Origin of the sequence: Mesorhizobium sp. 1M-11, assembly GCF_001303895.1 — a bacterium.
Lineage (GTDB): Bacteria > Pseudomonadota > Alphaproteobacteria > Rhizobiales > Rhizobiaceae > Mesorhizobium.
Genome location: NZ_LJSD01000045.1, coordinates 25,366 through 50,041 on the forward strand (window position 1 = coordinate 25,366; position 24,676 = coordinate 50,041).

At 61.4% G+C, this 24,676-nt stretch carries 23 protein-coding genes and 1 riboswitch; of the genes, 11 read left to right on the plus strand and 12 right to left on the minus strand.

Annotation, left to right across the window (positions count from 1 at the left end; translation table 11 throughout):
- Positions 1–10 precede the first annotated feature (10 nt).
- From AO692_RS19390 to AO692_RS19400, 3 genes are all read right to left on the minus strand, one after another.
- A complete protein-coding gene (locus AO692_RS19390; protein ID WP_244483418.1) occupies positions 11–817 on the minus strand; it encodes a carbohydrate ABC transporter permease in 807 nt (268 codons plus the stop codon).
- Positions 818–831: 14 nt separating this feature from the next.
- Positions 832–1,710 (minus strand): sugar ABC transporter permease, encoded by an 879-nt coding sequence (locus AO692_RS19395; RefSeq protein WP_054311694.1) that lies wholly within the window; start codon positions 1,708–1,710, stop codon positions 832–834.
- An 84-nt stretch (positions 1,711–1,794) separates the two neighbouring features.
- Positions 1,795–3,192 carry an extracellular solute-binding protein gene (locus AO692_RS19400; RefSeq protein WP_152979891.1) on the minus strand — a complete coding sequence of 466 codons (1,398 nt, stop codon included), beginning with the start codon at positions 3,190–3,192 and terminating at the stop codon, positions 1,795–1,797.
- A 113-nt stretch (positions 3,193–3,305) separates the two neighbouring features.
- Between AO692_RS19400 and AO692_RS19405 the strand changes: the two genes are divergently transcribed.
- Together AO692_RS19405 and AO692_RS19410 are read left to right on the plus strand one after the other, a co-directional pair.
- The gene (locus tag AO692_RS19405) at positions 3,306–4,367 is read left to right on the plus strand and encodes an ABC transporter ATP-binding protein (protein WP_054311695.1); all 1,062 of its coding nucleotides are present in this window, start codon (positions 3,306–3,308) and stop codon (positions 4,365–4,367) included.
- An 8-nt stretch (positions 4,368–4,375) separates the two neighbouring features.
- Positions 4,376–5,986 carry a GMC family oxidoreductase N-terminal domain-containing protein gene (locus AO692_RS19410; protein ID WP_054311696.1) on the plus strand — a complete coding sequence of 537 codons (1,611 nt, stop codon included), beginning with the start codon at positions 4,376–4,378 and terminating at the stop codon, positions 5,984–5,986.
- Positions 5,987–6,008: 22 nt separating this feature from the next.
- On the opposite strand, the gene dgoD is transcribed toward AO692_RS19410, so the two are convergent.
- Both dgoD and AO692_RS19420 read right to left on the minus strand, forming a co-directional pair.
- Positions 6,009–7,157 (minus strand): galactonate dehydratase, encoded by a 1,149-nt coding sequence (gene dgoD, locus AO692_RS19415; RefSeq protein ID WP_054311697.1) that lies wholly within the window; start codon positions 7,155–7,157, stop codon positions 6,009–6,011.
- 13 nt (positions 7,158–7,170) lie between these two features.
- Entirely contained in the window at positions 7,171–7,920 is a 750-nt protein-coding gene (locus AO692_RS19420) for a FadR/GntR family transcriptional regulator (protein WP_054311698.1), read from the minus strand.
- A 186-nt stretch (positions 7,921–8,106) separates the two neighbouring features.
- Here AO692_RS19420 and AO692_RS19425 point away from each other — a divergent pair, with 186 nt between their 5' ends.
- The 4 genes from AO692_RS19425 to AO692_RS19440 all read left to right on the plus strand — a co-directional run bounded on the left by AO692_RS19425 (position 8,107) and on the right by AO692_RS19440 (position 12,507).
- A complete protein-coding gene (locus AO692_RS19425) occupies positions 8,107–9,099 on the plus strand; it encodes an arabinose ABC transporter substrate-binding protein (RefSeq protein ID WP_054311699.1) in 993 nt (330 codons plus the stop codon).
- Positions 9,100–9,162: 63 nt separating this feature from the next.
- Complete coding sequence (gene araG / locus AO692_RS19430; protein ID WP_054311700.1) at positions 9,163–10,674, plus strand: L-arabinose ABC transporter ATP-binding protein AraG; 1,512 nt, start codon at positions 9,163–9,165, stop codon at positions 10,672–10,674.
- Between the two features lie 11 nt (positions 10,675–10,685).
- Complete coding sequence (gene araH / locus AO692_RS19435) at positions 10,686–11,636, plus strand: L-arabinose ABC transporter permease AraH (RefSeq protein ID WP_054311701.1); 951 nt, start codon at positions 10,686–10,688, stop codon at positions 11,634–11,636.
- A gap of 91 nt (positions 11,637–11,727) precedes the next feature.
- Positions 11,728–12,507 carry an SDR family oxidoreductase gene (locus tag AO692_RS19440; protein WP_054311702.1) on the plus strand — a complete coding sequence of 260 codons (780 nt, stop codon included), beginning with the start codon at positions 11,728–11,730 and terminating at the stop codon, positions 12,505–12,507.
- A gap of 80 nt (positions 12,508–12,587) precedes the next feature.
- Here AO692_RS19440 and AO692_RS19445 read toward each other — a convergent pair whose 3' ends face one another.
- Positions 12,588–13,292 carry a L,D-transpeptidase gene (locus tag AO692_RS19445; protein ID WP_054311719.1) on the minus strand — a complete coding sequence of 235 codons (705 nt, stop codon included), beginning with the start codon at positions 13,290–13,292 and terminating at the stop codon, positions 12,588–12,590.
- A gap of 212 nt (positions 13,293–13,504) precedes the next feature.
- Positions 13,505–14,371: a LysR substrate-binding domain-containing protein gene (locus AO692_RS19450; protein WP_054311703.1), complete on the minus strand. Its 867-nt coding sequence runs from the start codon at positions 14,369–14,371 to the stop codon at positions 13,505–13,507.
- Between the two features lie 102 nt (positions 14,372–14,473).
- Here AO692_RS19450 and AO692_RS19455 point away from each other — a divergent pair, with 102 nt between their 5' ends.
- Both AO692_RS19455 and AO692_RS19460 read left to right on the plus strand, forming a co-directional pair.
- Complete coding sequence (locus tag AO692_RS19455; RefSeq protein ID WP_054311704.1) at positions 14,474–15,379, plus strand: DMT family transporter; 906 nt, start codon at positions 14,474–14,476, stop codon at positions 15,377–15,379.
- Between the two features lie 81 nt (positions 15,380–15,460).
- The gene (locus AO692_RS19460) at positions 15,461–16,174 is read left to right on the plus strand and encodes a DUF1868 domain-containing protein (RefSeq protein WP_054311705.1); all 714 of its coding nucleotides are present in this window, start codon (positions 15,461–15,463) and stop codon (positions 16,172–16,174) included.
- A gap of 15 nt (positions 16,175–16,189) precedes the next feature.
- On the opposite strand, the gene AO692_RS19465 is transcribed toward AO692_RS19460, so the two are convergent.
- The 3 genes from AO692_RS19465 to AO692_RS19475 form a co-directional block, all read right to left on the minus strand.
- Positions 16,190–17,242 carry a succinylglutamate desuccinylase/aspartoacylase family protein gene (locus tag AO692_RS19465; RefSeq protein WP_054311720.1) on the minus strand — a complete coding sequence of 351 codons (1,053 nt, stop codon included), beginning with the start codon at positions 17,240–17,242 and terminating at the stop codon, positions 16,190–16,192.
- A 226-nt stretch (positions 17,243–17,468) separates the two neighbouring features.
- A complete protein-coding gene (locus AO692_RS19470; protein ID WP_054311706.1) occupies positions 17,469–18,851 on the minus strand; it encodes an FAD-containing oxidoreductase in 1,383 nt (460 codons plus the stop codon).
- Positions 18,848–19,309, minus strand: coding sequence for a hypothetical protein (locus tag AO692_RS19475; RefSeq protein ID WP_054311707.1), 462 nt, complete (start codon positions 19,307–19,309; stop codon positions 18,848–18,850). Before AO692_RS19475 ends, AO692_RS19470 begins: the two co-directional genes overlap by 4 nt.
- Positions 19,310–19,446: 137 nt before the next feature.
- Between AO692_RS19475 and AO692_RS19480 the strand changes: the two genes are divergently transcribed.
- Positions 19,447–19,998 (plus strand): sugar O-acetyltransferase, encoded by a 552-nt coding sequence (locus AO692_RS19480; RefSeq protein ID WP_054311708.1) that lies wholly within the window; start codon positions 19,447–19,449, stop codon positions 19,996–19,998.
- A 55-nt stretch (positions 19,999–20,053) separates the two neighbouring features.
- Positions 20,054–20,200, plus strand: a riboswitch (FMN riboswitch).
- Between the two features lie 76 nt (positions 20,201–20,276).
- Positions 20,277–20,750 (plus strand): 6,7-dimethyl-8-ribityllumazine synthase, encoded by a 474-nt coding sequence (locus AO692_RS19485; protein ID WP_054311709.1) that lies wholly within the window; start codon positions 20,277–20,279, stop codon positions 20,748–20,750.
- A 71-nt stretch (positions 20,751–20,821) separates the two neighbouring features.
- Here AO692_RS19485 and AO692_RS19490 read toward each other — a convergent pair whose 3' ends face one another.
- Entirely contained in the window at positions 20,822–21,514 is a 693-nt protein-coding gene (locus AO692_RS19490) for a winged helix-turn-helix transcriptional regulator (protein ID WP_054311710.1), read from the minus strand.
- Positions 21,515–21,705: 191 nt separating this feature from the next.
- Here AO692_RS19490 and AO692_RS19495 point away from each other — a divergent pair, with 191 nt between their 5' ends.
- Entirely contained in the window at positions 21,706–22,875 is a 1,170-nt protein-coding gene (locus AO692_RS19495) for an acyl-CoA dehydrogenase family protein (RefSeq protein WP_054311711.1), read from the plus strand.
- Positions 22,876–22,995: 120 nt separating this feature from the next.
- On the opposite strand, the gene AO692_RS19500 is transcribed toward AO692_RS19495, so the two are convergent.
- Entirely contained in the window at positions 22,996–24,675 is a 1,680-nt protein-coding gene (locus AO692_RS19500) for a formate--tetrahydrofolate ligase (protein ID WP_054308532.1), read from the minus strand.
- Position 24,676 lies beyond the last annotated feature (1 nt).

Genomic DNA, 24,676 nt, shown 5'->3' on the forward strand with positions numbered 1-24,676 from the left:
TGCACCCACCTCACTTGACGGCCCCCATGGTCAGGCCGCGGATCAGCTGCTTCTGGAAAATGAGAACGAACAGCAGAACGGGGACCAGCAAGACGATCGAAGCGGCGGACAGCTCGCCCCAACGGACCTGCTGGTAGCCGACGAAGGCATAAAGACCGAGAGGTACGGTCCGCACATCGTTGCCGCCGAGAACCAGTGCAAACAGGAACTCGTTCCAGGAGAACAGGAATGCCAGGATCGCCACGGCCGCAATTCCAGGCAGAACGACGGGAAGGCAGATATGGGCAAAGGCCTGGAAGTAGGTCGCGCCGTCGATGGCCGCAGCCTCCTCCAGTTCGCCTGGCAGATCCTCGAAGAAACCCTTCATTAGCCAGACGACAATGGAAAGGTTGATCGCCACATGAGCGACGATGAGGCCGGCATGAGTGCCGATGAGCCCCGTCTTCACATACATCACGAAGAACGGGATCAGCACCGCGACCGGCGGCGTCATGCGGGTGGTCAGAATCCAGAAACCATAGTCGGCATTGGCGCGAAAGCGGTATCGTGCCAGCACATAGGCGGCTGGAAGGCCAATCAGCAAGGCAAGCGCTGTCGAGGCGAGCGCCACGATGGCGCTGTTGGCGAAATAGGTCCAGATCGCAGGATCGGAAAGAACCGTGAGGTAGTTGTCGAGGATCGGAGCGAACAGGAATTTGGGCCGTCGCGCCATCGCGTCGACTTGCGTCTTCAGCGACATCATGGCCAGCCAGTAGATGGGGAACATGCACCAGAGGGCAAAGGCCGATAAGGCGAGGCGGCGCGCAAAAGGTGTCAAGGAACGCAGCGCTCTCATAACGCCGCCCTCGGCACGAACATGCGCATGCGGCGGAGGAAGACCTGTGCGGCGATGATGGTTATGGCCAGCATGACGATCGCGATGGCGGCGGCATAACCCATCGAGAGGAACTCTATGCCATGTTTGTAGGCCAGGAGATTCAACGTTCTGGTCGCGACACCCGGCCCGCCGCCCGTCAACACGAAGATGATGTCGAAGGTCTTGAAGGCATCAATGGCCCGAAAGACGATGGCGACGCCAAGATAAGGGAGAAGCGCGGGCAGGGTATGATGGAAGAAAACCTGGGCTTCGGTCGCGCCATCCATCCTGGCGGCCTGCAGCGGCTCTTCGTCCATCGCTGCGAGTCCACCTGCCGCGATGAGCAGGATGAAGGGTGCCCACTGCCAGGTGTCGACGATCAGCAATGATGTCATGGCCATTGCCGGGGTGCCGAGCCAATCCTGTGGTGGCAGGCCCACCAGCTTCAGCAGGTAGTTGAACACGCCTAGCGAGGGGTTGAGCATCATGCGGAAGGTGAAGACGGCAGCGACCGGCGTGATCGCCATGGGAAGGAGATAGATGGCCCGCAGAAGCGGAACGGCTCGGGTCTCGTGATGCAGAAATGTGGCAATTGCCACGCCGAGCGCGAGCTGGATTGCGACTGCAAGCACGGTGAACAACGCCGTCGCGCGCAATGCGGTCCAGAACTCTTCTGCTTGCAGGAGCTTGAAGTAGTTCTGCAGCCCGGCAAAGGCCAGGGAGTCAGGCGTCACCATCGAATAGTTGCTGAGGCTCATCGCGACGGACGCGATGAAGGGGAAGATGGTGAGGCCGAGCAACAGCACTGTCGCCGGTGTCAGCATGAGAATGATGAAACGCGTCCGCGCGTCCATTTCTAGATCACCGCCTGTTTTGGAAGTTGCGCCACGTCACAGGCGCAACCCTTATCGACTGATTTCTCGCGCAAGTTCCTGGCCTCACATTTCCAAAGCCTGGCGAACCTTGCCGTCGGCATCGCCAAAGGCCTTGGTCGCATCCTTGCTGCCGGTCACGACTTCGTTGACGGCGATGCCGACCGCATCGAGGATTTCCGGAGCCTTCGGATGGAACCATGCGGCCTTGAACAGATCGCCATCGGCAGCCTGCAGGTTCTTCAATGCGGCATCTGCGGCTTGAGCACCGAAGCGGTCACGAAAGGCCGATGTCTGCCAGGCGGAGCCGCGCGGCGTCGCGAGGCCAACTGCGGCGGCCAGGGTGGAGGTGGGCTTGGATGTTGCCCACATCAGGAAGAGCCAGGCAGCATCCTTGTTGGCGGACTTCGCGTTGATGCCGGCCATCCAGTGCCACATGTTGGGCTTGGCAGGTTTGCCCTCGGACGCCGGCAGGACGCCGAACAGCGTGTTTCCAGCGACGGTGCTTTTCGACTTGTCCTCGATGTCGGTGGCGAAGTTCGAGGAATCGCAGCCTATCGCCACGGCTCCCTGCATGAAGTCGTTCAGACATTCCATCCAATGGTAGCTGGCGATGCCGACCGGTCCTGCCTCGCGAAGCAGTTTGCCATACATGTCGAGCCCGGCGATCGATTCCGGCATCGCGAGGCCGGACTTGCCGTCCTTTGTCACATAGGCACCGCCATAAGAGAAAACGAAGCCTGCCAGCGTCCAGGGCGCAGCGTCGCCCGTCGGTTTTGCCCGCATGGCGATGCCGGCGACCTCTTCACTTTTTAGCGCGACGGCGAGTTTGAGCAGATCGTCCATCGAGGCAGGGGCGGAAAGGCCCTTCGCATCCAGCATGGATTTGTTCATGAAGAGGGTCTGCGCCTCGGCGGTGATGGCGAGCCCATAGGACGCGCCGTCACTCCATTTTTCGAAGCTGCGGGCGGACGAGAAGATATCGGGCTCGTCGTACCATGCAGCATCAAAGAGGGAGGCATCGTTGCGGAATGCGTCGAGGGGCTGCAGCCATTTGGCTGAGATCGCCTGGCCAAGTGCCCAGATCATGAAGACGTCCGGTGTGGCGCTGCCGCCTCCCAGCTTCACCGGCATGGAGGCTGAAAACTCCGTTTCGGACTGTTTGTCGACTTTCACCTCGATGCCGGTCAATTGCGTGAAGAGCGGGATCAGCGGCACGACTGCATTCATCCAGGGGTGTTCCAACCCGCCGAGCACGATCGTTTGACCTTTGTTTTTTTGCCAGTCGACCTTTGCGTCGGCGTAGAGTTTGAGCAGCTCGGCGCTGTTTTCCTGCGCATGGACCGGAAGTCCCGAGCGGAGAGTAATCGCACCGCCCGCGGCCAATATCGAAGTCGCACGCAGGAACGAGCGGCGGTCCACCGTAAGGTGCAACCCTCCCGTCGGCATTTTCATCTTGTTCATCACATCCTCCCAACGGAACCGGCACCATGCCGGGCAACAAGATCAACTCAACATCTTGAATACTCATATTATCGGAGTTATTAATGGTCAAGACGGAATAAGGGAGAGGACATTTGGTCGACGTCGAACTGTCCAATGTGGGAAAAAGCTGGGGCGCGGTGGAGGTCATCCGCAATCTCGATCTTCACGTGAAAGACGAGGAGTTCCTGGTGTTGCTTGGTCCCTCCGGCTGTGGAAAGACCACAACCATGCGCATGATCGCGGGCCTTGAGGATGCGACGTCAGGCGATATTCGCATAGGAGGCCAGTCGGTCGTGGGCAAACTGGCCCGTGAGCGCGACATTGCCATGGTGTTCCAGAACTATGGGCTCTACCCGCATATGAGCGTGGCCGACAATATCGGCTATCCGCTGCGGCTGCGCAAAGTCCGGGTCGATGAGCGTCGCGAGCGGGTCAGATCCGCCGCCAGCCGGGTCCATCTCGAAGAGCTGCTCGAGCGCAAGCCACGTGCCCTATCGGGAGGGCAACGTCAGCGTGCCGCATTGGCCAGGGCCATCGTGCGCACCCCGCGCCTGTTCATGCTTGACGAGCCGCTATCCAACCTCGACGCCAAGCTGCGTGTTTCGATGCGCGCGGAACTCAAGCACCTTCATCACGAGATGAGGACGACCACGATCTACGTCACGCACGATCAGATCGAGGCGATGACGCTCGCGACACGCGTCGCCGTCATGCATGGCGGCCGCATCGTCCAGCTCGATACGCCTGAAAAGATCTACAACGACCCTTCGGAATTGTTCGTCGCCGCGTTCATCGGTTCGCCGCCGATGAACCTGCTGCGCGGGACGATGTCGGACGGGACATTCCGAGGGGTCGGGTTTGAAATAGCCGGGCTGCCGGCATCGGTTGGTGGAAATGTCACGATGGGCATTCGCCCGGATGATGTCGCGCTTCTCGTAAGCCGGGAAGGCGCCGACATCGTCGCCACGGTCTTTGCCACCGAGTTCGTCGGTCAAAGTACCCTGGTTTCGATCAAGGCCGGCGACGATCTCTTCTGCGCGGTGGCTGACGCCAACCGGAAGGTGGGTATCGGCGAGACGGTCTTCCTCAAACTCGACCGCAGCCGCATCTTTTTCTTCGACACGGCAAACGAAAAGCGGCTGCGTCCAGCCTGAGCCAAACCATGAAGCATTACGACTACATCATCGTCGGCGGTGGTAGTTCCGGCTGCGTGGCAGCGTGGCGCCTTGTGGAGGAATTCGGTGCCAGCGTCCTGCTTCTGGAGGCGGGAGCGCGGGGCATGAGCCCACTCATGCACATGCCTGCCGGCTACATGAAATATCTGGGGCGCGACACCTATCTCGACATGCATCACATGGTGCCGCAGCCGCAGCTGGATGGAAGAAGCACGATCGTGCCGCAGGCCAGGGTTCTTGGCGGAGGGTCTTCGGTGAATGCCATGGTCTACATGCGTGGGCAGGCGGCCGACTATGACAACTGGGCCGGCATGCTGGGCACCGGGCACGACTGGTCGTGGGCGGATGTGCTCGATCACTTCAAAATCCTTGAAAACAACGACCATCTCGGTGCGCCTTCTCATGGCAATGCCGGTCGGCTCAGCGTGTCAGCACCGTTCCACCGCTGCGCGATGACCGACGCTTTCGTGGCTGCCGTACAGAATGCAGGTGAGGCCTTCATTCCCGATTTCAACGGTGGCCGGCAGCGCGGCGTCGGTTACATGCAATCGACGATCGGACGAGACCGACGACGTTGCAGCGCCGCGGATGCTTTCCTGTCGCGGGTTCAGCGGAACCCCGGGCTGGAACTGCGTACACGGACCAAGGTCGACCGGGTTCTGGTCGAAGCGGGCAGAGCCAGGGGCGTCGAGTTCCGCCACAACGGCCAGGTCGAACGTGTCCATGCCGGCAGCGTCATCCTTGCCGCCGGTACCTACATCACTCCCAAGCTGTTGATGCTGTCGGGGATCGGCGATGCCGATCATCTGCGATCGCTTGAGATCGCTCCGATCTGCGATCTGCCAGGTGTCGGACGCAACCTGCAGGATCATTGCGAGGTGCCAGTCATCTTCAGGAGCAATGGCCGCTACGGCTATTTTGGCGAGGATCGTGGCTGGCGCATGATCCGCAACGGGCTGCAATATCTGCTGTTCGGATCGGGCCCTGTCACATCGATCGGTGTCGAAGCCTGCGCCTTCGTCAATCCCGACGATTCCGAGGCGGATGCAACGCTCAAGATCTATTGCGTTCCGACCGTCTATGTGGATCGCGATATCTCCGACGTCGAAGCTTGCGATGGCCTGACCATGACCTGTTGCCTGCTGCGCCCGCGTTCGCGCGGCACGGTCATGCTGCATTCAAACGAACCAGACGACATGCCGCTCATCGACGGCGGTTTCCTGCGCGATCCGCATGACATGGAAACGATCGTCAAGGGGCTGAAGACGGCGCGCTCCTTCGCGCGCCAGCAGCCGCTGGCCGGCCTGCTCGAAGGCGAGATCGTACCAGGTGACGCAGCTGTGGAAGATCAGCTTTTGCTGGCCCACGCCAAACGAATGGTCAAGACAAACTATCATCCGGTCGGGACCTGCCGGATGGGATTGGCAAATGATCCGTTGGCGGTAGTCGACCCGAAATCCATGACAGTCCATGGGCTGGAGGGCTTGCATGTGATCGACTGCTCGGTGATGCCGACGATCGTCAGCGGCAACACCAATGCGCCGGCCATGGCGATCGCCCACAAGGCCGCAGGCCTGATCCACGAAGCGTTGCGCTAACTGTCCAGACGTGCCGTGCCTGTCACCACTCGGCGAAGGATCCATCGGCATGGCGCCAGATAGGATTGCGCCAGCGATGACCTTCCCGGGCGCGTTCCTTGACATAGTCCTCATCGATTTCGACACCCAGCCCAGGGCCGTCGGGAATGGCGACGAAACCCTTCTCGTAGCGGAAGACGTCCTTGTTCTTCGCGTAGTCGAGCAGGTCGTTGCCCGTATTGTAGTGGATGCCGAGGCTCTGTTCCTGGATGAAGCAGTTGTAGCTCACCGCGTCGAGTTGCAGGCAGGCGGCCAGCGCGATCGGTCCAAGCGGACAATGCGGAGCCACCGCAATATCGTAAGCCTCGGCCATGGCGGCGATCTTGCGGCATTCGGTGATGCCGCCCGCATGTGAGAGGTCCGGCTGGATGATGTCGACGGCGCCTTCCTCGAACACGTGCTTGAAATCCCAGCGGCTGTAGAGACGCTCGCCCAGCGCGATCGGGGCGGACGACATGGCGGCGATTTCCTTCAGGGCCTCGCGGTTCTCGCTCAACACCGGTTCTTCGATGAACATCAGCCGATAGGGTTCCAGTTCCCTGACGAGCGCCTTCGCCATCGGCCGATGCACGCGGCCGTGGAAATCGACAGCAATGCCGATATGCGGCCCGACGGCTTCGCGCACCGCAGCTACGCGCTCGACCGCGGCATCGATGCGGTCATGGCTGTCGACGATCTGCAATTCCTCCGTGCCGTTCATCTTGAGCGCGGTGAATCCGCGGGAAACCACCTGCCTGGCACCATCCGCGACTTCCGAGGGGCGGTCACCGCCGATCCAGGAATAGACCTTGATGCTGTCGCGGCAGCGTCCGCCAAGAAGCTCATGCACCGGCACGCCGAGCGCCCTGCCTTTGATGTCCCAGAGCGCCTGATCAATGCCGGCGATGGCGCTCATCAAGATGGGGCCGCCACGATAGAAGCCGCCGCGATGCATCACGGACCAGTGGTCCTCGATCAGTCGCGGATCCTTGCCGACCAGATAGTCCGCCAGCTCCTTCACCGCCGCTTCGACGGTAAGAGCGCGTCCTTCCACGACGGGCTCGCCCCAACCGCAGATACCTTCGTCGGTTTCGATCTTCAGGAACAGCCAGCGGGGCGGCACGATATAGGTGGTGAGGGCGGTGATCTTCATCTTGTCGGTCCGGTCAGCTGTTCTTGACTTGCTTGGCGCTCACCAGGTCGCGGGCTGCGAGATCGAGAATGTGGTCAGCTGCCTTCCTCGCCGCATCGCCATCGCGCAGCCGCAGCGCCTCGACAACCTCGCGGTGGGCTTCCACGGCCTCGGCGCGGCGATCGAGCGAGATCATGGCCGTCGCTTCCAGTGAGAACTTGAGTGCCGTGTCGATCATACCGCCGATCTGCCTGAAGATGGGATTGTGGCTCGCCCGATAGAGGATCTGGTGAAAGGCGATGTCCGATCGCGAGAACTTGACGATGTCCTCGCCTGCGTCAGCCATTCCCTCCCATGCCATTTCCAGATCGGCCACTTCACGCAACGTCGCGCGCGCCGCGGCAAGTTCCGCCACCAGCGGTTCGATCGCGCGCCGGGTCTCGAGGATGGCATCGAAGAGCTTGTCGTCCAAAGCATGCGGCGCGTGCCAGCCAAGCACCTGGGAGTCGATGATGTTCCAGTTGTCCTCGTCGCAGACGATCGTCCCCACGCGGGGACGGCTTGAGACCAGTCCTTTTGCGGCCAACACTTTCAAAGCTTCGCGTATCGCCGTTCTGCTGACGCCATGCTCGGCGCCCAGGTCGTTTTCGGTCGGCAGGAAGGTGCCCGGCCTGTAGCGGCCCGAAACGATGTCGGATGCGATCGCCCGCGTGATGTCCGTCATGACACGAGGGCGCTGCACCTTTCGTTCCTTCTCCTGCAATCGCTGCGGCGTATCAGCCATGTGTTCCTCCCTCGCGGGCGATCCCGTGATTCCCCGGCCGAGACTAATGGCGACAACGGCTACCGCAATCTTCCCAAGTCGTATTCTGTTATCTTAATTATCATACCAAGACAATTGACTGGTATGATAATTTAAAATATTGCTCTGTCCGGGGCTTGCAGCCCATGTCGCGTTCGGGAGGAAACCATGCGATTTCTGAGGAAGGCGCTCGTCGCCAGCGCATTTGCCGTGACCGCCATTGTCATGGGTACGTCCGCCTATGCGGAGGACGTAAAGATCGGTTTTGTTGTCAAGCAACCGGAGGAGCCCTGGTTCCAGGACGAATGGAAGTTCGCTGACCAGGCTGCGAAGGAAAAAGGCTTCACCCTTGTGAAGATTGGGGCCGAAGACGGCGAGAAGCTCATGTCGGCGATCGACAATCTGGGCGCGCAGGGCGTCCAGGGCTTTGTAGTCTGCACGCCCGACGTCAAGCTAGGACCTGGCATCGTTGCCAAGGCGGCAGCGAACAATCTCAAGCTGATGACGGTCGACGACCGGTTGGTCGGCGCCGACGGCAAGCCGCTGGAAGACGTGCCACACATGGGCATTTCGGCGACCAAGATCGGCGAGGCTGTAGGGCAGGCGATCGTCGACGAGATGAAGGCGCGCGGCTGGAATGCCGATGAGGTTGGTGCGATCCGTGTTTCCTACGACCAGTTGCCGACTGCGGTGGACCGGGTCGAAGGAGCGATCTCGGTTTTGAAGAACAACGGCTTCAAGACTTCCAGCATCTTCGACGCACCACAGGCCAAGACCGACACGGAAGCCGCGCTGAACGCCGCGACCGTCGTGCTCAACGCTCATCCGGACATCAAGAAATGGGTTGCCTTCGGCCTTAACGACGAGGCGGCTCTTGGCGCGGTGCGCGCTTCGGAGAGTGTTGGCATTCCGGCGGCCAACATGATCGGCGTCGGCATCGGTGGTGCGGATTCGGCAATCAACGAATTCAAGAAGCCGCAGCCGACCGGTTTCGTCGGCAGCGTCATCATCTCACCCAAGCGGCATGGCTACGAGACCTCGCTCAACATGTACAGCTGGGTCGCCGACGACAAGGAACCGGAAAAGCTGATCCTGACCTCCGGCTCTCTTGCCAAGCGTGACGACTACCAGAAAGTTCGCAAGGACCTCGGTCTCGAATAGGGTTCGGGCAGATCAACCTGATGGCGGTGGGCTCTCGCCCGCCGCCGCCTTGGGGCGGAGCCGATGTCGTTTCTCGAATTTTCCGAAATCTCCAAATCCTATCCGGGCGTCAAAGCGCTCTCGGGCGTGTCGTTCGGCGTCGAGAAGGGCGCAGTGCACGGCCTGATGGGAGAAAACGGCGCCGGCAAGTCGACGCTGATCCGCATTCTGTCCGGCGATCAGGCAGCGGATTCCGGCGAAGTCAGGATCGAAGGTCACGCCCAGCACTATCATTCCACGCGCGACGCCTTTCACTCAGGCGTCATCGTGATCCACCAGGAGCTGCAGCTTATCCCGGAGCTGACGATCGCCGAGAACCTGTATCTGGGGCGTTTCCCCAACAGTGGCGGTATCATCCAGTCCGGGCAGATGTTTGCCGATGTCGGCGACAAACTGAAGGCGGCGGGCATCGATATCGATCCCCGGCGCAAGATCAAGACACTTTCCATCGGCGAACGCCAGATGGTGGAAATCGCCAAAGCCGTGATGCTGGACGCGCGGGTGATCGCCCTGGACGAGCCGACATCCTCGCTTTCGTCCCGCGAGAGCGAGATCCTCTTTTCGCTGATCGATCGCCTGCGCGCCGAGGGCAAGGTCATCCTCTACATCTCCCACCGCATGGATGAGGTTTTCCGCCTTTGCGACAGTCTGACGGTGCTGCGCGACGGCAAGCTGGCGGCCCACCACCCGCATCTGGCGGGTGTGACACGCGATCAGGTCGTCGCCGAAATGGTCGGGCGCGAGATCTCCAATGTCTGGGGCTGGAGAGGCCGACCGGTCGGCAAAGTACGCCTGAAAGTGGAAGGCGTCGCCGGCGAAAAATTGCAGCAGCCTGCAAATTTCGAAGCGCGTGCCGGTGAGGTTCTGGGTTTCTTCGGCTTGATCGGCGCGGGTCGATCGGAGTTGATGCGGCTGGTATTCGGCGCCGATCCGCGCTGGGCCGGTGCGGTCCATGTCGACGACAAGCCCGTTCTGGCCTCCGATCCACATCACGCCATACGCTCGGGCGTCGTGCTGTGTTCGGAGGACCGCAAGTATGACGGCATCATCCAGGGCCGTTCGGTCGAGGAAAACATCAACATCTCCTCACGGCGTCACAATGCGCGGCTGGGGCTGCTCGACAGGAAGCGCGAAGCGGACACGGCGGAAACCTTCATCCGCAAGCTCAAGATCCGCACGCCCTCGCGCAGGCAGGATGTCGTCAATCTGTCCGGCGGCAACCAGCAGAAGGTCATTCTGGCACGCTGGCTTTCCGAGCAGGGCATCGGCACGCTGATCGTCGACGAACCAACCCGCGGCATCGACGTCGGGGCAAAGTCCGAGATCTATGAAATCCTGTACCAGCTTGCCGAAGAAGGCATGGCGATCGTCGTCATCTCCAGCGAATTGCCCGAGGTCATGGGTATCTGCGACCGCATCCACGTCATGTGCGAAGGACGCATAAGAGCTGAATTGACGCGCGACCGTTTCAACGAACGCGAAATCCTGGCCGCCGCCTTGCCGGACAAGAGCGTGCCGGCGGCAATCGCATCCTGAGGAGCTTGTTCATGCAAACGTCGCTCAAGAAGATCCTCCTCGGCGAACAGGGCCTTGTGGTCATCTTCGTGCTTGCATTCGTGCTGGTTTCACTGCTCGTTCCGAACTTCCTGACCGAGCGCAACATGCTGGGGCTGCTGCAATCGGTGGTTACGGTCGGTATCGTTGCCTGCACCATGATGTTCTGTCTTGCGGCACGGGATTTCGACTTGTCGGTCGGCTCCAACGTGGCATTCGCCGGCATGGTCGCGGTCATGGCCTCGAATGCGACGGGGTCCATCCTGCTGGGACTTCTGGCCGCCCTGGCCTGTGGCGCATTCGTCGGCGCCATCAACGGCGTGGTCATCGCCAAGTTCCGCATCAACGCGCTGATCACCACGCTGGCGACCATGCAGATCGTGCGCGGCCTGGCACTTATCGCATCCGACGGGCGTGCGGTCGGCATCAACGATCCCAATTTCTATCAGCTGGCCCTGTCGAAACTTCTGGGCGTGCCGACACCGATCTGGGTATTGATCTTGTTGTTCGTCGCGTTTGGGTTCGTGCTCAATCGTACCGTTTTCGGAAAGAATACGCTGGCCGTGGGCGGCAATCCCGAAGCGTCACGGCTTGCCGGCGTCAATGTCGACATGACGCGTATCTGGATCTTCACCCTCCAGGGACTCACCTGCGCGGTGGCCGGCATATTGCTGGCTTCCCGCATCACGTCGGGTCAGCCCAATGCGGCGGTCGGATTGGAACTTTCGGTGATCTCGGCATGCGTTCTGGGTGGCGTCTCACTGGCCGGTGGCCGCGCTACGATGTCGGGTGTGATCGTCGGCGTGCTCATCATGGGCATCGCTGAAAACGTCATGAACCTGCTCAACATTCCGGCCTTCTATCAATACATCGTCCGTGGCGTGATCCTGCTGATCGCCGTACTGCTCGACAATCTGCGGTCGACCACGCTCGGCCGTCGGTAGACCATGACCATGGAGACGGTTGTCCGGAAAGCAAGTGAACCTGAATTGCGCACGGCCAGTCCGCTTTCACGATCAAAGGTGGGTGAACAGAATGGGTGAGCGGCTCGCAGGCAAACGCATTTTCATCACCGGGGCAGCGCAGGGCATAGGCGAGGCGATCACCAGGGCATGCCTCGAGGAGGGTGCGGGGGTCTTCCTCATCGACCGCGACGGCGATCTGCTGGCCCATACCGTCGGAACCCTTGAGGCACCGCAAGGTGCACTCGGCTCTGCTGCCGTCGATATTACCGATGCCCGCGCGATCGAAGCCGCCGTGGCTGAAGCTGCCAGGACCATCGGTCCCGTCAACGCGCTCATCAACAACGCAGGCGTCAACGTCTTTCATGCGCCGCTCGAAACCAGTGACGACGAGTGGGAACGCTGTTTCGACATCAACCTCAAAGGGGCATGGAACTGCTGTCGGGCAATCTTGCCTGGCATGATCGCCAACGGCGGAGGTGCCATTCTCAACATAGCCTCCACCCACGCGTTCACCATCATCCCGCACACTTTCCCTTATCCCCTCGCCAAGCACGCGCTGCTCGGTATGACCAAGGCGCTGGCACTCGAATACGCGGCCCAGTCCGTGCGCGTAAATGCGCTGGCGCCAGGTTACGTCGAGACACAAAAGGCGGTGGAGTACTGGAATTCGTTTCCGGATCCGGAAGCGGCCCAGGCAAAGACGCTCGCCATGCATCCCGGAGGACGCATTGCGACGTCGAGCGAAATCGCCAAAGCAGCCGTTTTCATGATTTCCGACGAATGTCCGTTCATGAACGCTGCGTGCCTGGTCGTGGATGGCGGGCTCAGCATGCTGCAACATCCGGCTTGACGGCTCCGGTCCGCGAGTCGATCCGTTCGAGAAACGACTCCGACCACAGCCGGGAAGCCTGATGGGCGAGCGGTCAAGGCTCACATGACCAGCAGCGGGGCCTTTCCGGAAACACGACCATAAAGGTCGATCACGTCCTGATTGAACATGCGTACGCAACCGGCGGAGGCTGACTTGCCGATGGAACGCCATTGTGGCGACCCGTGAATTCGGTAGAGCGTGTCCTTGCCGTCCTTGAAAATGTACAGCGCCCTCGCACCCAACGGGTTTGACACGCCGGGCTGCATGCCTTGCCGCCATTTTTCCAGCTTTTGATCGCGGCGGATCATGGCTGCCGGCGGCGTCCAGGTTGGCCATTTGCGCTTCCACTGTACGATCGCGCGACCTTTCCAGGCGTGCCCTTGCTTCCCGAGGCCCACGCCATAGCGCATGGCCTTGCCGTTCGGCTGCACCAGGTAGAGGAAGTTCTGCCGCGTATCGACAACGATGGACCCGGCGGGTTCCCCCGTCGGATCATCGACAAGCTGGCGCAGGAATTTCGGATCGACTTTGCTGACGTCGATGGCCGGCAGGCTATAGCCGCCGTCGTCGACGGCCGCATACCGCTCCGCGTCCTTGCTTTGATAGGCCACCGGCTCGACCGTCGCGGGTGCCGCGGCTGCCGCAACGGCTGGTGTCGGTGGAAAGACAGCCGTGTTTTTTGTGTTGGCCTGGATTGTCTGTGAGCAACCGGCGGCGATCATGAGCGGCAGAACCGCAATGCCCGGCAAGCACCGCCGAAGCATCGAGAGGATAGTCATTTCTGGTTTGTTGCCTTTTTGGGTATGGAATGTGGGGCTGAAAGCCGCGTTTTCTTCTTCACCTCAACATGACCACGGTGTGGCCTGCGGGCGCCGCAAAGCAGATTGTTTTGCCATGTGGTGTGCCGGCAACATCTTCCTTTGCGGTACCCTGATCGCGGACCAGACGAGGCGGCAGGGACGGCGCGGGCGAGGGCTCAACCTGGCTGAGGTTTCTCCGTCAGGTCGCGGCGGAGAAATTCGTTCAGCCGCTCGACCGCCGGTGTCGCCGACATCGGATTGCGCATGATGCCGATCTCCAGATCGGGAAGCGGCGGCAGCCCCTCGTTTTCGCCGATGACGCGTAGCGACGGTGGAACGCTGAGCTGAGCCAGTCCGGCAACGGCCAGTCCGGCCTGTACGACCGCTATGAGGCCGAGCAGGCTGGCGCTGGAATAGGTGCAATGGAAGGCACGGTCGGCGTTGGCCAAAATCTGCAGCATGTTGATCCTGGCCGCGCAGCCGGGTTCGAACAGGGCGACCGGCAAGGGGTCTTTTTCCCAGGCGACGTGATTTGGGGAGGCAACCCATACGCAACGCTCCAGCCGCAGCACTTCCAATGCCTGGTCCGGCAGACGGGTGATGATCGCGAGATCCAGACGGCCTTCCTCCAGCGTCTTCACCAATGCGGTCGACTGCTCGCAGACAAGCTCCACCGTCACCAGCGGATGTGCGGCCGAGAAGCGCGACAGCACCGGCGGCAGCAGATAGGCGGCATAGTCGTCCGGGACTCCAAGCCGGACGCTGCCGGCTTCCTCAGGGCGGGTGACGCTGGCCAAGGCTTCATCCGAGAGTTTCAGCAGCCGCCGGGCATAGACCAGGAACTCTTCGCCTGCGGCGTTCGGCGTCACCGCGCGCGGAGTGCGGATAAGGAGCTGCTTTCCGATCGTCTGCTCGAGCCGCTGCATCTGCATGCTGACAGCGGACTGGCTGCGCCCAACACGAGGGGCGGCGTTGGAAAAGCTCCCGCTATCGGCGATCGCGACGAAAGTCTTCAACAGATCGAGGTCAAGGGGCAGGGCCATAGTCTTATCAGCATATCGAATAGCTTTCACCAAATCTATTCGTTTGCATGAAAGAAAGGGCGGTGGCTTGGTGATCGTCCACACCGACACGGACCGACCCGAATGAACGACACGCCGACCAGCCGATTTCCTGCCCTGAGCCTGGCGGTTGCGATGATGATCGCCGGCACAGTCGGTGCCTTCGTCACGGAAGCGGGGGTCGATCCCATCACCACCGTGTTCTGGCGCTGCTTTTTCGCCACCCTGTTTCTCGGCGCCTGGTGCCTGCTGCGCGGCTATCTGCCTGATCCTCGCCTTTCCAGAACGCGGCTGCTGCGCGCGGCACTCTGCGGCGTGTGCATGGTGTCGAGCTGGGTGGTCTTCTTCGCGGGCTTTGCCCGGACATCGATCGCGGTGATGACGATCATCTATCATATCCAGCCATTCTTCGTGGTCCTGATCGGTGTCGTGTTCCTCAAGGAACGGGTCAGCGCCGACCAGATCGTCTGGATGGTCCTGGCTTTTGTCGGTGTCGTGCTGGCGAGCGGTCTTGTCGCGTCGAACACGGTGATCACCGCGAGCTGGACGATCGGCATTCTCATGGCGCTCGGCGGCGCGCTGCTTTATGCGATCGTGACGGTTCTCGCCAAAGGGCTCGGTGAACAGCGTCCGGAAGTGACGGTGTTGTGCCAGACCGTGGTGGGAGTGCTCATGCTGGCGCCGCTGGCGAACTTCTCGGAGAACATCGCAGCCGCATCCTGGGGCTGGTTGATCGGTATCGGCGTGCTGCACACGGGCATTGCCTATGTGATGATGTTCTCAGCCTATCCGCGGCTTTCCACTCCGGTCATCGGGGTGCTGACCTTCATCTATCCCGTGGTTGCCATCCTGATCGACTGGGCGATCTACCACCATCCGATTGCGTTGCCGCAGGCGACCGGCATGATCATGATTGCGGCCGCGACGCTGGGTGTGCGTTTGGGATGGCGTTTTCCTGGACGAGCGGCATCGATTTCTCCTGCCGAATAGCGTGCCGCCGGCGGCAGTTGTCACACAGCCTTCAAGCCGGAAACCTACAGAGCTGCTGCATCATCCTTTCCTGGAGCAGCCGTGGCCTACGAACGAAACGACGCCTTTGCCAAGACCTTCACCGAGATCGGCAGGAGCGAGCCTCCGCACTATCTCAATCGTCGGTTCGACGCGGATGGCATATTCCTGCCGCAGCCGGGCAACACCATCGTCAGTCATGTTGTGGACGGATCGGCAACGCAGCAGGCATTGGTGCGGGTGCGGGAGGCGCTAAAGGCGCTGCCTTACGGCGATCGTTTCGCCTACACGCCGGTTTCCAGCCTGCATATGACAGTCTTCCAAGGTACGATCGAAGGACGGCGCAAGCCTGCTTACTGGCCGCAGGAGCTTGCATCCGAGGCGCCGATCGATGAAACCACGACCTTCTTTCTGGAGCGCCTGAAGACATTCCCCAAGGCGTCGGAATTCCGCATGCGGCCTGTCGAGGTCACGCCGCTGGGCGTGGTGGTAACGGGCGCCACGCTCGCGGATGAACAGAGCATCCGTGCGCTGCGTGATCGGCTTACCGTGCCTTTCGGCTACAGCCATCCCGATCACGACAGCTATACCTTCCACGTCACGCTTGCCTATCTGAAAGCGTGGCTGCCGGCAGATGCTGAAGCCGCTTACCTGCCGGCTTTGGCTGAGCTGACGCAGCGCCTTGTGACGGAAGTCGAGGTCCTTGAACTCGAGGTGCCGGCATTCTGCACTTTCAACGACATGACCGAGTTCAAGCCACAGCACTACCTGGCCTGAGCCCGCAATCTCGATTCAGTCCTCAAGCGTACCAAAACGTGCGTCGTCGCTGCGCTTGCTGCCCACCAGCTTGACGAGGTCGTCCCCCTTTCGCGTGATGCGATGGGAACGGCGGGTCAGGATATAGCCGTCCTGTGGTGCGAAGATCTCCTCACGGCCGCCGGGCTCGCCTGGCATATGGACGATGGTGGCAAGCCTTGCGCCTTTCTTGACCCAGTCGCCAGGCTTCACGTCATAAAGCACGGCGCCGGCCTTGGGGGCGGGCATCATGTCGATGTTCTCGAGTGGAGCGACGACACCCTCGAAGCGGCCGGGCTCTGCCACTGCGGTATCGGCAATGACGCCGCGCGCGACCAGCAACCGGTAGAGACCAGCAGCATCGGCTTCAGCCGTTTTCCCATCGACATCTGCGGTGCCGCGATATTCGACGGTGGTGACGACAAGGTTGTCGAGCCTTTCCCTGCCGCCGGACAGATGTGGTTGCAGCGAGGCTTCCTCGAAAGCCGCGCCGCTTTCACCTTCCCACAGCAGCACCGCTTCCACTCCCATTGCGGCGGCACAATCCTGCATGGCAGGCCACAGCACCGCAGGCACGTAGAGATAGGCAGTGCTCTCGTCGTCGCAATGCAGATCGAGCACGATGTCGTGGCCGACCGACAGCTTGAGCAACCGTGCCTTCAGACGCTGGTCGACCGTCGGCAGGCTGTCTTCATCCGGCAGCAGCGAGACATCCGGCTCATCGATCAGAGGAAAGTCGCGGTTGAAGTTGACACGGTTCGGCAGATGGAACCGGCCTTCCAGTTCGCCAAAGACATATTGCGCGCGACCGACCGGATTGGCCCACGGCACGACGGTGATCGAGCCTTTGATGCGCCCTTCGGCTTCGGCTTTGGCCAGCAGCGGCATCAGCGCGTCGATGGCAACCATGCCGGGCAGCTCGCCGGCATGCAGCGCCGCCTGCAGATAGGCGGTCGGCGCCTTGGCGTCGCTTCCCTTGAAACGATAGACCGGAAATTCATAGGCGACACCCTCGCTGTCGCCGGCTAGCCGCTCGATCGTCTTTTCCATGGTCTTCTCCGTCTGGAGCAATTCCAGCAAAAGTGCGTAGCGGTTTTGCATCCGGAATTGCGTAAAAACAAAAAGTTAGAGCGTTTTCGCGTTTCGTGGAAAAACGGGAATGCTCTAATGATCACCGTTCTTGCCGCGCCTGCGGGCGCGTGTCGAGTGGTCCAGCACTCTGGAAGATGAGCGCAGCGGCGGCTGCGAGCACCGGGGACGGCCACGTCGCCAGAGATCAGACCAGCGGCTTTAGTTCCTGCGCAATCGTTGGCAGCAGTTCGGCGACATTGGGATGGATGTGCACTGCGCGCTGCAGCGTCTTCACCGGCGCCTTGGCGTACATCAGGTCGAGCACACAATGCACCGCCTCGTCGCCGCCGGGACCCAGTACCGAACAGCCAAGAATCTCGCCGCTGTCGGCGTCGACCAGGATTTTCATGAACCCTTGCGTCTCGCCCTTTTCCACGGCGCGTCCGACCCTCGTCATGGGCCGCTGGCCAACCAGGGCACGGCGACCGGATTTCCGCACCGCAGCTTCCGTCATTCCGGCACGGCCGAGTGGCGGATCGGTATAGAGCGCATAGGCTTCGATGCGGTCGCTGACCTTGCGTGGATCGCCGTCGAGCAGGTTGGCGGCGACGATCTCGAAGTCGTTGTACGAGGTATGCGTGAAGGCGCCCTTGCCGTTGCAGTCGCCCATCGCCCAGATGTGCGGCACGCTCGTGTGCAACTGATCGTCCACCTCGACAAAGCCGCGCTTGTCGATGGCCACGCCAGCCTTGTCGAGGCCGAGGTCGTCGGTGTTGGGAGCGCGGCCAAGCGCCAGCAGCACATGCGAGCCGACCACCGGAGGCTTACCGTTTGTGAAAGTGACGGTGGTTCGGTCGCCCTGCCTGGCAAAGGAGATGTCTTCGGCGCCGAGATGGACCGTGATCCCTTCCTTCTCGAACATCGACAGGATGGTGGCGGAAACATCCTCGTCCTCGCGCCCGATCAGGCGAGGAGCCCTTTCAATGACGGTGACCTCTGAGCCGAAACGGCGGAACATCTGTGCGAATTCCAGCGAGATGTAGCTGCCGCCGACGACGATCAGATGTTCGGGGAGGACATCGAGGTCCATCATCGAAGAATTGGTGAGAAAGGAGATGTCGTGAATGCCGGGCAGGTTCGGCACAGAGGCGCGGCCGCCGACGTTGAGGAAAATCCTATCGGCGGTGAGCAATTCCTCACCGACGCGCACGGTGTGCTCATCCTCGAAACGGGCATGGCCGCGAAACAGCGTGCAGCCGGGCATGGAGGCGATCCAATCCTCCAGACCTTTGCGTGCGTCGTTGGAAACCTTGTCCTTGCGTGCTTTGATCACCTTCATGTCGACCCCGACCGGTCCGGAAAGCGTCACGCCGTAGTCGGCGGCATGGCGAGCGAGGTGCGCGGCATAAGCGCTGGCGACCATGGCCTTTGTCGGCATGCAGCCGGTGTTGACGCAGGTGCCGCCAACCAGCTTGCGCTCGATCAGCGCGACCGTCATGCCGGCGGCGCTCAGGCGGCCCGCAAGCGAGGGGCCCGCCTGGCCACAGCCGATGACGATTGCATCGAATTTCTTAGCTCGGTCCGTCATGAGACTGCCATCACGATCAGAAGCGCTCCAACGATTGCAACCACATCCTCGACCAGAGCTGCGGGAAGGTCCCGCCCGAAAGCGGCCGCCATCCTGGCCCGTAGCTCGGCCCCGCCATAGGTGCCGATGACCGCGCCGACAATGCCGGCGATCAGTCCGCCGACCATTGCGCCGCCAGTTGTGCCGATGACGGCGCCGGCCAGGGCCCCGCTGACCAGTCTCGCGCCGAACTGCTGAGGCACCTTGCGGCTTGGCGTGGACGGAAGCTGGTCGGCGACCAGTTCAGCCAGGGCGAGGACTGAAACGATGCCGACGGTTATCCAATGCCCCATGAAGCTCGCCCATGTGCCGGTTACCGGCAACCAGCCCAGGTAGGCGGCCCAAGCCACGGCGGTGGGCGCCATCATCGTCCTTAGCCCCGCAACAACACCGATCAACAGTGCAAGCACGTAGAGCATTCCACCCCCCAAGTGACCGACAGCAGCCATTATCAGCAACCTATCATATGACAGGCATTTGACCATGACCGCTCTTTAGGCGACGAGTTGACATCGGTACGAATCCCGATCGACGGCAAGCGTTCCGGAGACACGACATGACGAAAAGCGAACGGCAGAAGATGGCCGCCGGTGAATGGTACAGTTGTGTCGATCCGGAACTCGATGCATTGCGTCTCACGGCAAGCGAGGCGGTCTTCGAGCACAATTCACTGCCGCCTCGCCGGCGTGGTGACATTGCACCTGCGCTACACGCGCTTTTGGGGCGGGCAGGCGAGGGGGCGCGCATCGAAGCGCCGTTCCACTGTGCCTATGGCTTCAACATCTTTCTCGACGACGGCGTCTTTCTGAACGCCTCCTGCACCATTCTCGACACCGCGCCTGTGCGCATCGGCAGATCTGCCATGCTCGGTCCGAATGTGCAGATCTATTGCCCGGAACATCACAAGGGTGCTGCCGAGCGTCGTGCCGGTCTGGAAATCGGGCATCCGGTCACAATCGGCGAAAATGTCTGGATCGGTGGCGGTGCCATCATCCTTGGCGGCGTGACGATTGGCGACAATGCCATTGTCGGTGCCGGCTCCGTGGTGACCCGCGATGTGCCTTTCGGTGCCACCGTCGTCGGCAATCCCGCTCGGCCAGTTGGCTGAAACCATTGTTCCTGCGGGTTGACAGGCGATCCCCCCGCCGCGTTACTAGCGCCGTTAATGTTCTCAGGGCGGGGTGAAAGTCCCCACCGGCGGTAAGAGCCTAGGCTCAAGCCCGCGAGCGCTTTCCGGCTTGCCGGAAAGGTCAGCAGATCCGGTGCGATTCCGGAGCCGACGGTTACAGTCCGGATGGAAGAGAACGAGCGGGCGAACGGTGGCGCAAGCTTCCGCTTTTCCGTGTCGTGCGTCCTGATTCTGGTTCGAAACGGAAAGAAGGACCCATGAATCAGCAATCCCAGAAACAGTTCGAAACCCGTCGTGTCGCCGTCATCCGAGCACGTTGGCATGCCGACATCGTCGACCAATGCGTCGAAAGCTTCGTCAAGGAGGTCGAGGCGCTGAGCGGAGGTGGCCTTGTTGTCGACGTCTTCGATGTGCCGGGCGCCTACGAGATCCCGCTGCACGCCAAGACGCTTGCCGAGACTGGCCGTCATGCGGCGATCCTCGGTGTCGCTTTCGTCGTGAACGGCGGCATCTACCGCCACGAATTCGTGGCGCAGGCGGTGCTGGACGGCATGATGAATGTGCAGCTTGCGACCGGTGTGCCGGTGCTCTCGGCGGTGCTGACGCCGCACAATTTCCATGACGGCGCCGAGCATCACCGCTTCTTCTTCGAGCATTTCAAGGTCAAAGGCAGAGAGGCGGCTAACGCCTGTGTGGAAATCCTCAAGGCCCGCGAACTGATCGCCGCTTGATCAACCCTGTAAAGAAGCTTCTCCCCGCCAGCCGGGGAGAAGCAGCCAAGTTCTTCCGGAGGAAGCCCTTTTCAGGGCACCTTTCGCTCGATCGGCGCGAAGCTGCTCAAGCCAAGCCAAGCCTGCATCGCACGGGCGATGCGGTCATCGCCATCGACTTCCAGCCGCCCGGAATCGATCTCCTGGCTAAGCCGTGCCAGTCCCATCCAGACTGCCGTCATGCTGCGCAGCGAGCCGGTGACCAGCAGGTCGATCTCGAAGCCCGGGTCGGAGTTGCACAGGTCCACCTTGCCGCTATCGACCACCAACCACCAGTTCTGCCGTGCTTTCGAGACTTCCGGATACAGAAAGTGAATCGTGCAGCGCCGTGGCGGCAGGGGTTCCGGCTTCAAGTTCCGGCGCATGTCCCACATCAGGAGCGAAGGGTCGAGATTTCTAAGGGTTAGCTGGCTTTCCACCCAGCGATGCCCCCATTCCCCGAGGCCTAGAATGATGGGGCGCAAATGCTCGCCTGCTTCTGTCAGGCGGTATTCGACGGTGCCCAGTGCCCGGCGTTCGGTTTGCAATACGCCAGCACGTTCGAGTTCCTTCAACCGCTTCGACAGAAGCGCCGGAGACATTCTTGGCACGCCGCGCCGCAAGTCGTTGAAGCGGCTCGATCCCATGAGCATTTCGCGGACGATCAAGGTTGTCCAGCGCGTACAGAGAATCTCCGACGCCATCGAAACCGGACAGAATTGACCGTAGCCGCCGCGATCGCTCATTTCGCACCGCTATTGGGTCGCACCGCTATTAGGTGGCCGGCAAATGATAGCACAAACACCAGTGGCCCGCACCTACGCCCCCTGGTGGCCGCCCCTACACCTCAAGGCGTAAGCCTCCCGTAGCGATTCAGTTCCTGAACTGGATCAATCCGAGCAATGGCGCGATCCTGTGTTCAACAGGAGGAGATACGATGACAAACATTGCAGAAGCTCGCTTGAGTGACGCGGGTGGTAATACGGCGCCGACCGATGTGGTGGGCGTAGCCCGTGAGCTGGCGTCCATTCTTGTCGAGCGAGCCGCTCAATTCGACGAGGACGACCGTTTCGTCGCCGACAACTATGTGGTTCTGAAGGAATTTGGCCTTGTCGAAGCCGCCGTGCCGCTCGAACTTGGCGGCGGTGGAGCAGGAATTGCGGATCTGTGCGAGATGCTGCGCATCATGGCACGGTCTTGTGGATCAACCGCGCTTGCCTTCGCCATGCACACGCACCAGGTGGCGATCCCCGCATGGCGCTGGCGTCACCAGAATGTTGCAGCCGTCGAGCCGCTGCTCAGGCGCGTCGCGACAGAAAAGATCATCCTTCTTTCTAGCGGCGGGTCCGACTGGATCGGTGGTTCCGGCAAAGCCGAGAAAGTTGAAGGCGGCTACCGCATTACCGCTCGCAAGGTCTTCACTTCCGGCGCCGCCGCTGGGGACCTGCTCATGACCGGCGCGATACTCTGCGATGAGGAAAGGGGCGACAAGGTTATCCATTTCGGGGTGCCGATGCGGGCGCCGGAAGTGCGGATCATGGACAACTGGCGCACGCTCGGCATGCGTGGCACCGGTTCGAACGATGTGGTCATCGACGGGCTTTTCATTCCCGATGCCGCCGTGGGCTTTTCGCGTACTGCCGGGCATTGGCATCCGGTGTTCCAGATCATTGCCACCGTTGCCATTCCGCTGATCTACGCGGTCTATCTCGGTATCGCAGAAAGCGCGCGGGACATAGCTGTCGACATCGCCCGCAAGAAGCCCACAGGCGAGAATGCGCTGAACCTTGCAGGCCGGATGGATACGGCTCTGCGTGCCGCTCAGATGGCGCATCGCACCATGGTCGAAGCTGCGGAACGGAATGCGCCTTCGGCGGAAAGCGTCAACGACGTGATGATCGGGCGCTCGCTGGTGGCAAGCCATGGCCTTGAAGTCACTGCGTTGGCCATGGAACTCGCTGGCGGAGTGTCTTTCTATCGCGACCGGGGGCTCGAGCGCCGCTTCCGCGACATGCAGGCCGCACGGTTCCACCCGCTTCAGGCCGGACCGCAGGCACGTTATGCCGGAGCCATGGCGCTTGGTGTGCCGACGGGCAGTATTTTCTGAGGCAGTGGGGAATAGGGCAGTAAGGCATTGGGGGAGTAGGGCAGTAAGGCATTGGGGGAGTAGGGCAGTAAGGTTGGGCAGCTACTGCCTTGTTCCCTTACTGCCCCACTGCCGTTCCCTTTAGAACAACCCTTCGATCTGGCCCTGATCGTTGAGGAAGATCTTCTCCGACGATGGCTTGGAGGGCAGGCCGGGCATGGTCATGACCTCGCCGCAGATGATGACGACGAAGCCGGCACCGGCGGCAAGGCGTACCTCGCGCACCGGAACCGTGTGGCCGGTGGGCGCACCACGCAGGTTCGGATCGGTCGAGAAGGAATATTGCGTCTTGGCCATGCACACCGGCAGGTGGCCGTAGCCGGCCTGTTCCCACTGGTGCAGCTGGTCGCGGATCGACTTGTCGGCAATCGCCTCGTCGCCGCGATAGATGCGCTTGACGATGGTGTTGATCTTCTCGAACAGCGGCATCTCGTCGGGATAAAGCGGCGAGAACTGCGAGGCACCGCTCTCTGCGATCTTCACCACCTTGTGGGCAAGCTCCTCGATGCCGGCCGAACCTTGTGCCCAGTGCTTGCACAGGATCGCTTCGGCACCTTGCGCTGCCACGAAGTCCTTCATCGCCTTGATCTCGGCGTCGGTGTCGGAGACGAAGTGGTTGATGGCAACCACCGCCGGCACGCCGAACTGCTTCACGTTCTCGATGTGGCGGCCGAGATTGGCGCAGCCCTTCTTCACCGCCTCGATGTTCTCCTGGCCAAGGTCGTCCTTCTTGACCCCGCCATTCATCTTCATGGCGCGCACGGTGGCGACGATGACGGCAGCGGCCGGCTTCAGGCCCGCCTTGCGGCACTTGATGTCGAAGAACTTCTCGGCACCGAGATCGGCGCCGAAACCGGCTTCGGTCACCACATAGTCGGCCAGCTTCAAGGCCGTGGTGGTGGCGACCACCGAGTTGCAGCCATGTGCGATGTTGGCGAAGGGACCGCCATGCACGAAGGCAGGGTTGTTCTCCAGCGTCTGCACCAGGTTGGGCTGGATGGCATCCTTGAGCAGCACCGCCATGGCGCCGTCGGCCTTCAGGTCGCGGGCATAGACCGGGCTCTTGTCGCGGCGATAGGCCACGATGATGTCGCCGAGGCGCTTTTCCAGATCCTTCAGGTCGGTGGCCAGGCACAGGATCGCCATCACCTCGGAGGCGACGGTGATGTCGAAGCCAGCCTCGCGCGGGAAGCCGTTGGCGACGCCGCCCAGCGAGACGTTGATCTGGCGCAGCGCCCGGTCGTTCATGTCCATGACACGGCGCCAGGCGACGCGGCGGATGTCGATGCCGAGTTCATTGCCCCAGTAGATGTGGTTGTCGATCAGGGCCGACAGAAGGTTGTGGGCGGTGGTGATGGCGTGGAAGTCGCCGGTGAAGTGCAGGTTCATGTCTTCCATCGGCACGACCTGGGCATACCCGCCGCCGGCGGCACCACCCTTGACGCCGAAATTGGGTCCAAGCGATGCCTCGCGGATGCACACCACCGCCTTCTTGCCGATGCGGTTGAGGCCATCACCGAGACCGACGGTGGTGGTGGTCTTGCCTTCGCCGGCCGGTGTCGGGTTGATGGCGGTGACCAGGATCAGCTTGCCGTCCTTGTTACCCTTCACCGACTTGATGAACTCGGCCGAGACCTTCGCCTTGTCATGGCCGTAGGGCAGCAGATGCTCGTTGGGAATGCCGATCTTTTCCCCGATCGCCTGGATCGGCTGCTTCTTCGCGCCACGCGCGATCTCAATGTCACTCTTGTACTCGGCCATG

Bases quoted from the DNA above. Each gene is read 5' to 3' on its own strand.
- AO692_RS19465 (WP_054311720.1), bottom strand. From the start codon at position 17,242: ATGGAAAAGACGATCGAGCGGCTAGCCGGCGACAGCGAGGGTGTCGCC.
- AO692_RS19455 (WP_054311704.1), top strand. From the start codon at position 14,474: ATGAACGACACGCCGACCAGCCGATTTCCTGCCCTGAGCCTGGCGGTT.
- AO692_RS19425 (WP_054311699.1), top strand. From the start codon at position 8,107: ATGCGATTTCTGAGGAAGGCGCTCGTCGCCAGCGCATTTGCCGTGACC.
- AO692_RS19450 (WP_054311703.1), bottom strand. From the start codon at position 14,371: ATGGCCCTGCCCCTTGACCTCGATCTGTTGAAGACTTTCGTCGCGATC.
- AO692_RS19420 (WP_054311698.1), bottom strand. From the start codon at position 7,920: ATGGCTGATACGCCGCAGCGATTGCAGGAGAAGGAACGAAAGGTGCAG.
- AO692_RS19445 (WP_054311719.1), bottom strand. From the start codon at position 13,292: ATGCTTCGGCGGTGCTTGCCGGGCATTGCGGTTCTGCCGCTCATGATC.
- AO692_RS19395 (WP_054311694.1), bottom strand. From the start codon at position 1,710: ATGGACGCGCGGACGCGTTTCATCATTCTCATGCTGACACCGGCGACA.
- araG (WP_054311700.1), top strand. From the start codon at position 9,163: ATGTCGTTTCTCGAATTTTCCGAAATCTCCAAATCCTATCCGGGCGTC.
- AO692_RS19470 (WP_054311706.1), bottom strand. From the start codon at position 18,851: ATGACGGACCGAGCTAAGAAATTCGATGCAATCGTCATCGGCTGTGGC.
- AO692_RS19480 (WP_054311708.1), top strand. From the start codon at position 19,447: ATGACGAAAAGCGAACGGCAGAAGATGGCCGCCGGTGAATGGTACAGT.
- AO692_RS19490 (WP_054311710.1), bottom strand. From the start codon at position 21,514: ATGAGCGATCGCGGCGGCTACGGTCAATTCTGTCCGGTTTCGATGGCG.
- AO692_RS19495 (WP_054311711.1), top strand. From the start codon at position 21,706: ATGACAAACATTGCAGAAGCTCGCTTGAGTGACGCGGGTGGTAATACG.
- AO692_RS19410 (WP_054311696.1), top strand. From the start codon at position 4,376: ATGAAGCATTACGACTACATCATCGTCGGCGGTGGTAGTTCCGGCTGC.
- AO692_RS19400 (WP_152979891.1), bottom strand. From the start codon at position 3,192: ATGAACAAGATGAAAATGCCGACGGGAGGGTTGCACCTTACGGTGGAC.
- AO692_RS19475 (WP_054311707.1), bottom strand. From the start codon at position 19,309: ATGCTCTACGTGCTTGCACTGTTGATCGGTGTTGTTGCGGGGCTAAGG.
- AO692_RS19440 (WP_054311702.1), top strand. From the start codon at position 11,728: ATGGGTGAGCGGCTCGCAGGCAAACGCATTTTCATCACCGGGGCAGCG.
- AO692_RS19500 (WP_054308532.1), bottom strand. From the start codon at position 24,675: ATGGCCGAGTACAAGAGTGACATTGAGATCGCGCGTGGCGCGAAGAAG.
- araH (WP_054311701.1), top strand. From the start codon at position 10,686: ATGCAAACGTCGCTCAAGAAGATCCTCCTCGGCGAACAGGGCCTTGTG.
- AO692_RS19485 (WP_054311709.1), top strand. From the start codon at position 20,277: ATGAATCAGCAATCCCAGAAACAGTTCGAAACCCGTCGTGTCGCCGTC.
- dgoD (WP_054311697.1), bottom strand. From the start codon at position 7,157: ATGAAGATCACCGCCCTCACCACCTATATCGTGCCGCCCCGCTGGCTG.